Annotated in this window: 11 protein-coding genes and 1 tRNA gene; 4 read left to right on the forward strand and 8 right to left on the reverse strand. The window is 71.4% G+C overall.

The annotated features are described in order from the left end of the window. A partial coding sequence (locus tag DQ392_RS32430; RefSeq protein ID WP_114019312.1) for a helix-hairpin-helix domain-containing protein occupies positions 1–2,066 on the forward strand: 2,066 nt, incomplete at its 5' end. Positions 2,067–2,697: 631 nt separating this feature from the next. On the opposite strand, the gene DQ392_RS32435 is transcribed toward DQ392_RS32430, so the two are convergent. Continuing rightward, the gene (locus DQ392_RS32435) at positions 2,698–3,438 is read right to left on the reverse strand and encodes a hypothetical protein (RefSeq protein WP_114019286.1); all 741 of its coding nucleotides are present in this window, start codon (positions 3,436–3,438) and stop codon (positions 2,698–2,700) included. A gap of 47 nt (positions 3,439–3,485) precedes the next feature. Here DQ392_RS32435 and DQ392_RS32440 point away from each other — a divergent pair, with 47 nt between their 5' ends. After that, positions 3,486–3,674, forward strand: a complete 189-nt coding sequence (locus tag DQ392_RS32440; RefSeq protein ID WP_114019287.1) for a DUF5703 family protein — start codon at positions 3,486–3,488, stop codon at positions 3,672–3,674. Positions 3,675–4,043: 369 nt separating this feature from the next. On the opposite strand, the gene DQ392_RS32445 is transcribed toward DQ392_RS32440, so the two are convergent. From DQ392_RS32445 to DQ392_RS32455, 3 genes are all read right to left on the reverse strand, one after another. Continuing rightward, positions 4,044–4,979, reverse strand: a complete 936-nt coding sequence (locus DQ392_RS32445) for a chaplin (protein ID WP_114019288.1) — start codon at positions 4,977–4,979, stop codon at positions 4,044–4,046. A gap of 217 nt (positions 4,980–5,196) precedes the next feature. Beyond that, the gene (chpH, locus tag DQ392_RS32450) at positions 5,197–5,430 is read right to left on the reverse strand and encodes a chaplin ChpH (protein ID WP_114019289.1); all 234 of its coding nucleotides are present in this window, start codon (positions 5,428–5,430) and stop codon (positions 5,197–5,199) included. Between the two features lie 236 nt (positions 5,431–5,666). Then, on the reverse strand, positions 5,667–6,974 hold the full coding sequence (locus tag DQ392_RS32455; RefSeq protein WP_114019290.1) for a M20/M25/M40 family metallo-hydrolase: 1,308 nt from the start codon (positions 6,972–6,974) through the stop codon (positions 5,667–5,669). Positions 6,975–7,113: 139 nt separating this feature from the next. Here DQ392_RS32455 and DQ392_RS32460 point away from each other — a divergent pair. Continuing rightward, positions 7,114–7,198: transfer RNA gene (locus DQ392_RS32460), tRNA-Leu, on the forward strand. Here the strand turns inward: DQ392_RS32460 and DQ392_RS34900 are convergent. The 3 genes from DQ392_RS34900 to DQ392_RS32470 all read right to left on the reverse strand — a co-directional run bounded on the left by DQ392_RS34900 (position 7,180) and on the right by DQ392_RS32470 (position 10,060). Further along, positions 7,180–7,629, reverse strand: a complete 450-nt coding sequence (locus DQ392_RS34900) for a hypothetical protein (RefSeq protein WP_220182683.1) — start codon at positions 7,627–7,629, stop codon at positions 7,180–7,182. The two genes, DQ392_RS32460 and DQ392_RS34900, sit on opposite strands and share 19 nt — an antisense overlap. Before the next feature lie 72 nt (positions 7,630–7,701). Continuing rightward, complete coding sequence (locus tag DQ392_RS32465; RefSeq protein WP_281273059.1) at positions 7,702–8,904, reverse strand: recombinase family protein; 1,203 nt, start codon at positions 8,902–8,904, stop codon at positions 7,702–7,704. Positions 8,905–9,529: 625 nt separating this feature from the next. After that, positions 9,530–10,060, reverse strand: coding sequence for an IS1096 element passenger TnpR family protein (locus tag DQ392_RS32470; protein ID WP_114019291.1), 531 nt, complete (start codon positions 10,058–10,060; stop codon positions 9,530–9,532). A gap of 1,134 nt (positions 10,061–11,194) precedes the next feature. Here DQ392_RS32470 and DQ392_RS32475 point away from each other — a divergent pair. Then, positions 11,195–11,461, forward strand: a complete 267-nt coding sequence (locus DQ392_RS32475; RefSeq protein WP_147266611.1) for a hypothetical protein — start codon at positions 11,195–11,197, stop codon at positions 11,459–11,461. Between the two features lie 693 nt (positions 11,462–12,154). Here DQ392_RS32475 and DQ392_RS35620 read toward each other — a convergent pair. Beyond that, positions 12,155–12,628 (reverse strand): ATP-binding protein, encoded by a 474-nt coding sequence (locus DQ392_RS35620; protein ID WP_245982250.1) that lies wholly within the window; start codon positions 12,626–12,628, stop codon positions 12,155–12,157. Between the last annotated feature and the right edge of the window lie 81 nt (positions 12,629–12,709).

Consider the following 12,709-nt stretch of genomic DNA (forward strand, 5'->3'; position numbering starts at 1 on the left):
GGAGCGTACCGGCGGGGCGCGCCCCGGCCGGCTCGGCCGCGCCACGTCCCGCGCACGGGGAGGGCCGGGTCGTGGTCCCTGAGGAGGTGCGGGCCCTGCTGGCGGAAGGCGGCGCGCCCGAGTCCCTGGCCCCGCGCGTGGTCGAGGCCCTCGGCGAGGGCGCCGCCGAAGTGCTGCGTGCCGACCCGTGGCAGCTGCTCGCGGTCGCGGGGGTGCGGCCCGAACAGGCCGACGGATTCGCCCGCGCCCTCCTCGGCGAGGAGGCCGGCCCCGGGGACGCGCGGCGGGCGGTCGCGCTCGTCGTCAGGCTGCTGGAGCGCGCCGCGCTGCGGGGCGACACCGTGCAGGAGCCGGCCGCCCTCGCCGAGGGCCTGGCCCGGCACGCGCTGCCCGACCCCCAAGAGGCGGTCCGCGAGGCCGTCGACGCGGGCGCCGTACTCGTGTTCGAGGACGCACTGGACGCGGGCCCCGCCCTCTCCGCCCCCGAGAGGGGCTCCCGGCAGGGGGAGGAGGAAGAGGCCGGCGAGGAGGAGCGCCCCGTCCGGATGCTGTTCGGCCTGGACCGCTACGCACTGGCGGAGGAAAGCCTCGCCGACGGCCTCGCCCGGATCGCCGGCACCTTCGACAGGGCGCCCCAGGAGCGGGCCGCGGCGGACACGGCAGAGGCGGCGGTCGAGTCCGCCGCGCAGGGCTGGTCCGCCGCGGCCGAGGCGGCGCCGTCCCCGTCCGCGAAGGAGCTCATCACCGCGGCGGCAGGCAGCGGTCTGGTCACCCACTCGGGGGGCGAGGCGTCCCGTGCGGAGGTCGCCGCGCTCGTCGTCGCGGCGCGGCGGCTCGGACTGCGCGCCTGGGCCCTCACCCATACGGATGACGGCCGGGCCCGTATGACGCGGCTCGTCGAGGCGGTCGCGGGCCCCGACGGCACGGCGGCCGCAGCAGCGGCCACGGCGACGGCCGCGCAGAGGAGCGAGGCGGACGGTGAAAGCGGCACGGACGGTCAGGGCGCGGAGCCCGGTGCACCTGCCGGGGCGGACGCCGGCTGCGCCACCGTCGCCGGGACCCTCGCCGGGGCCGAGGGACCGGAGCGGGACGCCGAGGGGATGCTCGCGGTGGACCTGCTGGCCGTGTGCGACGCGCCGCAGCTCGACGCGGAAGGCGCCGCGGCGCTGCTGGAATCCCTGCCGGACGGCGCGCGGCTGGTACTCAGCGGCGACCCGGGAGTGCTCGGCGCGGCCGGGCCCGGACAGGTGTTCCGCGACCTGACCGCGGCCCGGTACTGCCCGCACGTCGCCTCGCGCACGCCGGACCACGGGCCCGTCGGCGAGCTGGTGTCGGGCATCGGCGTCGGTGAGCTGCTGCAAGTGGAGGCTCCCGGCAAGGAAGTCGTCATCGTCCCGGTGCATGACGCCGGGGAGGCGGTCCACCGCACCGTGCAGCTCGTCGCCGACTCGGTGCCCCGGGCCCTCGGCGTGCCCACGGAGGAGACCCAGGTCATCACCCCTGGACACAGCGGCTCCGCGGGCACCCGCGCGCTGAACGCCGCCCTCAAGGAACGGCTCAACCCGGGCCAGGGCCGGTTCGCCGGCTTCGACCCCGGGGACCGCGTCGCCCACTCCCCCGCACCCGGCCGCACCGAGATCGGCACGGTGGCCTCAGCCGACGAAGAAGGGCTCCACCTCAGCTGCCACGGGCGCACGCTCACGGTCCCACCCGACCGGGTGCCGGAGACCGTGCGGCACAGCTGGGCCATGACAGCGCACCAGGCGGCGGGCCTCCGCTGGCCCGCGGCCGTCGTGGTGCTGCCGGGGGACGCCACGGAGGCGCTGTCCCGCGAGTGGGTCTACACCGCGTTCGGCCGCGGCGAGCGGCATCTCTCCGTCGTCCACGGCGCCGGTGACGCCCTCCCCCGCGCCGTCGTCTCGGGCCCCGCCCCGGAACGGGTGACGCGTCTGCGCGCCCTGCTCACGGAGGCTGCCCGCGCGGCCGAGGCGGCACGGGCAGACGCGGTCGGTGAAGCCGGCGAGACCGGCAAGGCCGGCAAGGAGGACACGGGCTTCACGGACTGAGCGCGTACCGCGCGCCGGAACCGACCGCACGCGTTCGTCCACCGTGACCGTGGCCCGGCCGCCGCTGGAGCCCGACTCCCTGCGGCACCTGCCGCCCTGCTCCGCCCCGGCCCGCACCTCGCTCCGCACTGGAGCGCGGGCCTGCGCGCACGCCTGAGTGCGCGCCTGGGCTCGCCAATGCGGTGGCGCGGGCCGGGCGGGACGGCGAGGCCGGGGATGCGCCTGTCCGCGCCGCAGATCGAGGACGGCTGAGACGCGGAGGGCGGAGAGCGGGACGGCGGAGACGGGGACGCGGCGGTCGGCGCCGTCGCCCTCGGTCGGGAAACCCCGCATGCTCCCCGGAAGGCAGGAAACCGTCGGCCGGTGCCCGAAGGGCGCGAAGCCCCCGCCGGCTCCACATGGCAGGGAGGTCCCCGCCGGGGGCCGAAGACGGAGTCCCGCCGGGGCCGAAGGGGGGAAGTTCCCGCCGGGGCCGAAGGCGGGAGACTCCCGCCGGGGCCGAAGACGGAAGGTCCCGCCGGGGCCGAAAGGCGGCGGAGTAGGCCTGGGGACGGTGAGGCGCCGGTCGGGGTAGAGGCGGAGGCGTGGTCAGGGGCTAACGGCGCTCGGTCCCGGCCCCGCCTGCCGCCGCCTAGCCGGGCCCGTCCTCCGTCTCGACGAGCAGGTCCTCCTCGTCCTCGTCGAAGACCGAGCTGACGTCGAAACGGCAGACGACGTGCTGCGGGTCCGCCTGGTCGAACGGGGCGGAGAGCCACTCACCCGGCTCGCCGGGCTCGTCGACCGCGGTCACCCACAGCGTGGAGTCGCCCTCCTCCAGGCCGAACTCCTTGTGCCGGGTCGCGATCTCGTCCGGCTCGTACTCGCCGAACAGCACGCCCAGCGCGGCGTGCACGCCACCGCCCGCCGAGGCGCCTTCGACCCGCTCGTCCTCCGCCGACTCCGGGTCCAGCTCGGTGACCCGCTCCGCCTGGGCGAGCATCCGCTGGGGTTCGGCGATGGTGTAGTCCCTGCGGATGAGGACGCTCAGCGCGCTGGGCGTCTCCGGTCCCGCGTAGGCGGGCAGCGTGTCCCCACCCGGGATCTCGAAGGGGGTGACCTCGTCGTAGACCTCGTACAGCAGTTCGTCGTAGGTCTCTCCGGCGGCGGCGAGTTCGTCGAACGCGGCGTAGACGGCGGAGTCGAGCCCGGCGGTGTCCTGCTCCGCCGTCGCCTCGCTCCGCTCCCCGTCACCGGCGTCGGCGTCCGCACCCGCGGACGCCCGGGACTCACCCGCGCGGCGCTCGACGGCCTCGAGGTGCCGGTCCAGCGCGGCTTTGACCGCCTCGGCGGCGGCGCGTACGTCGGCAGCGGTGGGCTGCGCAGCATCAGACATAGTGCAGACGCTATCGGCAGACGGGCTCCGCACGCACAATGGTGGGGATGCCGGAATACGAATTTCGCGATGTGTACGTCCCGCGCGGCGTGTCCCGCAAGGCCGCGACCCAACTACTCACCGACCACGCCGAGTACGGACACTGGGAGCTCGCCAGGACCAGGCTGTACCCCGACGGGAGCCGCCGGGTGCGACTGCGTCGCCGTATCATTCGTCAGCTGCGCGCCACCTGGTGAGCGCCACGGGCGCCGGCCCCGGACTCCGGGCAGGGGTACGGCGCCGCCGCCGGACAGTGCGGGGAGCGGGCCCCTCGCCGGGGGCCCGCTCCCTTTCCCTCCTGAGGGCTACTCGTTTCTGTCTTCTCTCGTGAGCGCTCCTGCCCGGTCTTCCCTCCTGAACGCTCCCGTCCGGGCGCTGTCCCCTTCCCGCTTCGGCCCGCTCGCTTCCCGCTTCGGCCTGCCCGCTTCCCGCTTCGGCCTGCCCGCTGCCCGCTCCGGCCTGCTCCTCGCCCGGATGGCCGATCGTCGGCCACCAGCCGCGTCACAGCGGGGCGCGTCCCGGTTCACGCCCCGGCAGTGCGCCGGCGCGCGCCTGCGCGCGCCGGGTCAGCGGCGGGCGGCTGCGCGGGAGCGCCGGTAGAGCACGTAGCCCCCGGCGAGGAGACCCATGCTGAGCGGCGCGGCGGCGCCGAGCTGCGAACCGGCACCGGTGTGCGCCAGCTCGCCGTGGGCGTCGGCGTCGGCGGTACCGGGGGTCTCCGCCGCGGGCACGGGCTGGGAGGCCGCGTGCACCTCCCCAGTGCTGCCGGGCTGGTCGGGCGTCTGCGGCGAGTTCGGCGGCGTGGGCTCGTCCGGATTCTGGGGCCGGTCGGGCCCGCCCGGCTCGTCCGGCTGCCCGGGCTGCTCGGGTTCGCCCGGGTTTCCGGGGTGCCCGGGATTCTCGGGATGGTGCGGCTTCTCCGGCTCACCAGGCTTGCCCGGCTCCTCCGGCTGCTCCGGGTAGCCGGGGTCGACAGGCCCGGGAGCCTCCGGGGCGGCGCAGCCGTTGCCGTGCGCCGGGTCGAGGATCCCGCCGACGTCGACCGTGTTGCCGCAGACGTCGACCGGCACGTCGACGGGGACCTGTACGTCGTTGCCCGAGCCGACGCCGGGCGAGCCCTGCGAAGAGCCGCCCGCGTGGGAGCCGTTGCCGCCGCTGCCGCCTCCGGTGACCTGGTCACCGCGGCCGCCCTGCGGGCTCTGACCGCTCGGCTGCCCCTCGTGCGCGCCGGAGTCGCCGCCCGGACCGCCCGAACCGCTGCCGAGACCCGCGCAGCCGTTGCCGGAGGCCGGGTTGAGCAGGCCGATGACGCTCACGGTGTTGCCGCAGATGTTGACCGTGACGTTCACGGGTGCCTGGAAGGTGTTGCCGGAGAGGACCCCCGGCGAGTTCGCGCTGTCGCCCTGGGCGCCCGCGTCCGCGAACGCCGTTCCCCCCGACATCGCGAACAGACCGCCCGCGGCGGCCATGGTGATGAGGCCCTTTCTGGTGCCTTGTCGCATCGTGTGGATTCCCCTGCCTCGTGGTGGCTGCCTGATGTGGCTTTCTGTGGACCGGCCAGGGGGAGGCGCGTGTGTGCGCCGTCCCGCCCCCTCGAACTTCTCGACCTCGTCGAGGGCCTCGGCCCCCGAGAGACCCGAGGGCCCCGGAGCGCGTGGCGCGCGCTCCGGGGCCGCTCAGGTTCGTGTGCTCACCGAACGGGTCGGGTGAGACTCGGCGTCAGGAGTTGACGCAGGTGTTGCCGAAGGCGGGGTTCAGCAGCCCGATCACGGAAACGCTGTTGCCGCAGGCGTTCACCGGGATGTGGACCGGAACCTGGACGACGTTGCCGGAAACAACACCCGGGGAGTGCACGGCGGCACCCTGCGCACCCGAGTCGGCGACGGCCATACCCGCACCAGCCAGTACCAGACCGCTGGTGGCAGCCGCAGCGGCGATGACCTTCTTGATCATTATTCCTCCTAGTTGGCAAGACGGTCCCAGCCGGGGACCGCACCTCCTGTAACGAGGACGGAGGAATCTGGATACGAACTGACTAGATCATTCACTCTTCCCGGTCATATGAGCACACGTGCCCGATTTCCAGGCCGGATCCGGAAGGGGCGGGGCACAGCCTGGACAGGCGGGGCACAGGGCACGCCGGGCCCGGAGCAAGCGAAATGAAGAGCACGCCGGGCCCGGTGGCGTCCTCACGCCTGGTCGAGGAAGCGGTCCAGCACCCGGACCCCGAACTGCAAGCCGTCCACCGGCACCCGCTCGTCGACACCGTGGAACATGCCGGCGAAGTCCAGCTCGGGCGGGAGCTTCAGCGGAGCGAAGCCGAAGCAGCGGATGCCCAGGTCGTCGAACGACTTGGCGTCGGTACCCCCCGAAAGCATGTACGGCACGGCGTGGGCGATGGGGTCCTCGGCGCGCAGGGACGACTGCATGGCGTCCACGAGCGCCCCGTCGAAGGTGGTCTCCAAAGCCTTGTCCGCGTGCACGTCCTCCCGCTTGACCCGCGGGCCCAGAAGGCGGTCGAGGTCGGCCAGGAACTCCTCCTCGTGCCCCGGCAGGAAACGTCCGTCCACGTGGGCGGTCGCCTGTCCTGGAATGACGTTGACCTTGTACCCGGCGCCGAGCTGCGTCGGCGCCGCGGTGTTCTGCAGAGTCGCCCCGATGATCTTCGCGATGCCGCCGAGCCTGGTGAGGGTCTCCTCCATGTTCTCCGGATCGAGCTCGATACCGAGCGCGTCGGAGAGTTCGTCCAGGAAGGAGCGGACCGTCTTGGTCACCCGTACGGGGAACTTGTGGCGGCCCAGCCGCGCCACGGCCTCGCACAGCTCGGTGATGGCGTTGTCGTTGTTGGTCATCGACCCGTGTCCGGCGGTGCCGTCCACGGTCAGCCGCATCCAGTGCATGCCCTTCTGGGCGGTCTCGACGAGGTAGAGCCGCAGGTTCTCGTTGACCGTGAAGGAGAAACCGCCGACCTCGCCGATGGCCTCGGTGACGCCTTCGAACAGGTCGGCGTGGTTGTCGACCAGGTGCCGCGCCCCGTAGACGCCGCCGGCCTCCTCGTCCGCGAGGAAGGCCAGCACGACGTCGCGGGGCGGCTTGCGACCCGTGCGCAGACGGTCGCGCACCACCGCCAGCGTCATGGCGTCCATGTCCTTCATGTCGACGGCGCCCCGGCCCCACACGCAGCCGTCGGCGATCTCCCCGGAGAAGGGGTGGTGCGTCCAGTCGTCGGCGTTGGCCGGAACGACGTCGGTGTGCCCGTGGATGAGCAGGGCCGGACGCGAGGGGTCCTCGCCCGCGATCCGCGCCACCGTGGAGGCGCGGCCCGGCCGGGACTCGAAGATCTGCGGCTCCAGCCCCACCTCGGCCAGCTTCTCTGCGACGTACTCCGCCGCCGCCCGCTCCCCCGGTCCCTCGTTGTTGCCGTAATTGCTGGTGTCGATCCTGATCAGATCACGGCACAGGTCGACGACCTCGTTCTCGGCGCTCTCGGCACTCACGCTGCCTCCTCTTCTCGCAGGTAGACCCCCATACTCCCGCTGACACGGCGGTGTCCCAAGAGGCGGGTGATCGCAGTCCGCCGCAGGTGCTAAGGTTTAACCCGTCGCCAGGGCCACCACGGCCCGAGCGGCGCACCCGGTCGGGGTGGCGGAATGGCAGACGCGCTAGCTTGAGGTGCTAGTGCCCTTTACAGGGCGTGGGGGTTCAAGTCCCCCTCCCGACACGTACTGGTACCCCACGGGAACCGCCTAGGTCCTGGTTGAGATGGCTCTCGACCAGGACTTTTTGCTGCGCGGGGTCGTAGCGTAGGCGGACTCCCAGCCTCTTGTAGAGCTCGGCCTTGTGGGTGGGGTCGGCGTGGTGGATGGCCGCTGTGATGTTTCCGGCTGCTCTGGCGAGTGCGGCAACCTCGTCCCGCGACAGCAGTGTGCCGGGCTGCGGCTGTGGCTGCGGCGTGGTGGCTCGGAGCTCGGATTCGGCCTGTTCGCGGCGGGCCTGGGTTTCAGCGATCCATTGAGTGACCAGCGCGGGGTCGGCGCCTGCTTCGAGCGCGGCTCGGTGGGCGGCGAGCTTGGTGTCGCAGTCGATGATCTTCTGCTGAGCGGTGTTGGTGGTACGGGCCGGTCCTGCGGGTTCTTGGGTGGCGGCAGCCATGAGGTCGACGGTCTCGTCCAGGCGGTGGGGCGAGAAGATCTTCGCGAGCCAGTCGTCGAGCGGCCGGATCAGTCACGCTTCCCGTAGGTAGACGTTGCGGGGGTGCGTGATGCGGTTGGCGAGCGCGTACTGCTCGGGGAAGCGGCAGCGGTAGTACGCCTGGTAATGGGACCAGTGCCCCTGCATGGTGCGACCGCAGACGCCGCATCGCAGAGCACCGCGCAGAAGGTACGTGTTCCGAGTGCGTTTGACCCCGGGTGCCGGGCCGGAACGGACCCGGGCGCGTAGGACATCCTGCGTGCGGGCGAAGGTGTCGTCGTCGATGAGCGGGGTGTGGACGATCTCCTTCGAGATGATCCACTTGTCCTGGGTGTTCCAGCGCATCTTGGTGGTGTAGCCCAGGCTGACGTCGGTGATGTCGAGCAGCGTCTCGTGCTTCTTCTGCCGGTTCCAGACCTGGCGGCCGGTGTAGCGGGGGTTGCTCAGGATGGCCCGTACGGCGTTCTTGGCCCAGGCTCGGGTGTCGCGGTGGGGGTTGCGACCAGGGTCGTGGGCGGACGGACTGGGGATGCCGTCACGGGTGAGCCCCTCCGCGATCGCGAAGGTTCCGTAGCCACGCAGAGACTCGGTGAAGATGCGAACGACCACGGGCGCCGTCTCCGGGTCTGGTTCGAGGCCGCGGAGCCGTTTGCCGTCGGCAGCCCTGCCCGGGTTGGGGTGCGGACCCATATCGCGCAGGCGGTAACCGTAGGGCGGGCGCCCGCCCAGGTAGCGCCCCTCGGTGAGGGTCTGCGAGGCCATCGCGGTGTGGGTGCGCAGGCGCAACCGGTTGCGTTCGCCCTTGGACATGCCGCCGAAGACGGACAGGATCAGGTCGTGGGCTTCGTTGTTGGCGTCGATGGCGCCGCCGACCTCGGGCACCCACAAGGGGACCTCGTAGTGCACGAAGAGCGGGAAGGTGTCGCCGAACTGGTTGCCGTAGAAGGCCCGCTGCGGCTCGCCGATCACCACGGCATCGAACCCACGGTTGCGGTCGGCGAGTGCGGCCAGGAGTGCTTGGGCGTCCGGGCGCCGCTTCCAGGGCAGGGCGCGGGTCTGTCCGATGTCGAAGTAGTCGGCGACGATGGTTGCGCCGGTCGGCCCGATGAGTGCTTCGGCCCGCCCGCGCTGCCAGAGCCGGGAAGCCTCGGTGTCTTGCTGGTCCTCAGTGGACACGCGTCCGTAGAAGGCGAAACGGAGAGGGAGGCGGGGCGTCGCGGTGGTCTGGGAGGTCAACTTCTCCGACTGGTGAAGCCAGATCAGTTTCGCTCACTCAGATGCTCCTTCTGCTGGTGATTCGCGGGGTCGTCCAGTCGTAGCTCGATGCTCGTCGGAGCGCCATTGCGCTCTGCGTACTGCTTGAGAATGCGCAGCAGAACGGCGGCAGCTTCCCGATTGAGCTCGGGCTCAGGGGTGGCGAACATGACGCACAAACGGCTCGGCGTTGTCTCCGAGCAGGCAGAGTGCTTAGTCATGCGCAACCGTCCGGTCCAGCAGCGCCGCCGTCGCTCGCGCTGCTCGCCGGCGGGGAGAAGTCGGCGTCGTCGGAGGAACGGATGCTGACCGTTGGGAGGGAGTAGTGCTTGGGCGAGCATTGCTCAGGAGATGGGCATCAGTTCGCGGACTCACGCAAGGTATAGAAGGCCCGGCGTGCCGAGTTGCCACAAATCATACTGGTACGGGCGATTCTGCTGTGCAGTGCCCATCGTCTGGGTGCATATGCCGAGCAGTGATCCGTGCAGGTGAAGGTAGGGGCGAGCCAGTGGCGAGCCAGTAGCGAGCCACTCGGGGGCCAGAGACCCGGGCACTGCCCTGGGCACGCTCCAGGCGGTCAGCAGCAACCACCCGGCGGAAGCGGGCGTCAGCCGCGCCGTCGTTCGCCCCACAGGGGAAGGATCGGCGGGAGATCGCCAAGCCCTCTGGGAGGCCGCTCGGGCATGCGCGACTCACCATCATCACCATCCCACCGGCGGCCATATTGGTCCGGCAGAGTCCCCCAGCCCCAGTAGGGCTCCGGCCGGGAGGGCGTCTCGCCGAACTCCTCCAGCGGATCAACGCGCCTCTCGCCCACTGTGCACAGGTGCTCCCAGTTGTCCCCCAAGTCGAAGACGTAGGCGAACTGCTCGCCGGCTTTCAGCCTGCTGAGCTTGGTGGAGTGGCCATCCAGAGTGCCCTCCGGGGCTTCGCCATCCCACCACTCCAGCGGGCTCACGCCCGTCTTGTCGGCAAGCGTGAACATGTGCAGGTGAGCCAGATCCCAGCGCCCGAATGCCAGATCGATGGCTTGGGCGAGCCGAGCGAAGGAATGGGTCCGTGCCGCAGCAAGAATCCGGCCGGGTCGCGGCCACAGGTCCGCACCGTGCCCGGAAACCAAATCGACGCGGATGGACAACCACGACCGTGACAAGCTGACTTGCTCCCCTTGTTGCCGCCATCGAACCGCGAACGAGCCTACAAACGACTACCGATGGGTGGAAAATCCACCTGGCCGCAAGCAGAGAAACTGTGGTCGCCCGCTCGTCCACCAGAACTGTGTCTCGTCACCGCACCCCCGGCGCACCCACACGGTGCCCCCGCGTTCCCTCACTGCACCCGTCCGGTTCTTGCAGCTCTCTTCTCACCTGGTCTGATGACGCTTGACTGGGGCCGGGTATCGAGCGTCCATGGTCGTCGGCGAAGCGAGCACGACCGCGCAGCGCACGCGGCTCGCACCGCCTGCGGCCAGGCACGCACCCAACCATGCACCTGGGGCCGCACCCCGGCCGGGGACCCAACCAACCGCTGACGACCGCGATTGGGGTTCCCCTCGTGATCAATAACATCAAGAAGACCACCCGCACCCAGCGGCATCGCCCTGTCACCGGAGCAGGCGAGCTGACCGGCGCTCGCGCCCGCGTCTTCCAGGCGCTCACCGACGAGCCCGGCTCCAGCGCCGCCGACCTTGCCCTCGTCCCCGGGATCGGCCGCTCCACCGCCGGCAAGGCCCCTCGCCACGCTGGAGAGCCAAGGCATGGCCGTACGCGAGAACGGCGCCACCACCACCGGCAAAGCTGCCCCGGACCGATGGCACCCGCACCCCGACGCCACCCCGGACGAGGTGCACCCGCTCCCCAACACGGAATCCGAAGCCATGGCGGATGCCTCATCCGAGGACTCCGGGACCGACGGTCAAAGGTACGAGGCGAAGACGACGGCACCGCACCCGACCGCTCCCGAGGTATCCCCCACCCCTGCCGAGCCCCCAGCTCACCCGTACGAGGAACTCGCGCACACACGGGAGTCCGGTGCCGGGGCACCAACGCCCGAGGGAAGTCCCGACGCACCCGCGCACCCTCACCCCCACCCGGCGCCAGGTGCGCAGGCAGGTGCGGCGACGGCCCTTACGCCGGACCCGGGGCCTGTCGGGCTCCCCGCGACGGCCGCACCGTCCGGTGTGCCGGTATCGGCCGACAGCCCGTCACACGCGCAGACAGGACAGGACAGTAACGCGCCCGCCCCGGGGCGGGCCTGCCCCACCTGCGGGCACGTGCGACCATCTACCACCGTTACCGACAGCGGCAGGCTGCGCCCAGGAGTGCTGGGTGAGATGGTCCTCAACTTCATGGCCGCCCACCCTGACGAAGCGTTCACCGCCACCGCCATCAGCCGCAGTATCGAGCGCAGTTCCGGCGCCATCGCGAACAGCCTCGTCACGCTGGCCAAGCGGGGCACCGTCCGGCAGGTCACCGACCAGCCCCGCCGCTACCAGTACGTACCGGCCCAGGACGACTCTTCGGCCACAGCAGGGAACTGACAACGCAGCACAGTGCACGGGTGTGTCGCCCCTCAGCGGCGACACACCCGCACGCCTCTTCCAGCAGCGCACCAGGCCCAGAGAACCCCTACACGGCCGTGCGTTGGGCGCGGCCGAGCGCCCACCGAGAACCGAGAAAGGGCGAGGGCTACGCAGCCGGGTAAGCAGCACGGAACGGGCGACGTACCAAACGGCAGAGCATCCGTCGTCATACACGCAGCGAGCCGCGCCCGCCCGCCGTACCCGAAGATCGGGATGCTTGCCTGCACCGATATACAGTCGGGCTCGCTCAGGGGTGGCTCGTCGTGCCCCTGACCTGCGCGAACGGAGCGGCCAGGGGCGTCGTTTCGAAGGACGACGCCCGAATCGACCTCCGATGTGACCCCCGTCTCGACGCTCGGCACGCCGACGGCACCGAAGCAGCGGATCGTGACCGTCCAGCCCGTCACGACGGCTCGGCTTGAGCTTCGTCCACGAACAGCCTCCACGAGTCGCTCCCGGCCACCCCCGGCATCACCCCCAGTCCCCGGCGCCGTGCCAGGTCACATCCCAGGTGCTCGCAGCCATCACGAGGGCCCAGCCCGCCCCCTATAAATATGTCCGCAGCCATCGGCCAACAGCACACGGCGGTGGATCGTGACGACTGCCCCTACCCCCGGTGCGCGACAGCGCTGCATACCGTACCTGCCAGGTTCAAGGAGCAACAGCGCCGACCAGGAACCAGGCAACCTTCGTATCCCCCGTCCGGCAGAATCCCCAGTTACCGCCAGTCAGCTGGTGCACCACCTGCAGCCCTCGGCCCCGCTCTTCCAACAAGCTCAGTAGCGAGTCCAGCCCACCGCCCCGGCTCTCCTCCTCTGGCGGAAAGAGAGGATCGGGCGGGAATCGAGGAAGCTGGGGCAGCCGAGGATCACCATCCTCAACCTCACAGACCCACGCGGACAGAATGCGCTGCAACCGCACCTCGTACGGACCGCAGGCATGCTCGGCCGCGTTCGCCACCAGTTCCGACAACGCAAGCTGCGCATCCTCTCGCGTCCCTTCTTCAAGGCCGAGGCCAGCGAGTGCTTCGCCCAGCGCGAGACGGGCTCCTGCGGTAGGCAGCCGCGTCCCCTTGGTCCAGCGATAGACCACAACGCCGCGTTCCGCGCGGGCCAGGGCACTCACCGTGCACCCCAACGGGCCGCATGGCGACCGCCACCGCGCCGATTCCGACCAGCCCCGAGCTCCAGACAGGTCCGCACCGAC

It is taken from the genome of Streptomyces reniochalinae, from assembly GCF_003323735.1.
Classification (GTDB): domain Bacteria; phylum Actinomycetota; class Actinomycetes; order Streptomycetales; family Streptomycetaceae; genus Streptomyces; species Streptomyces reniochalinae.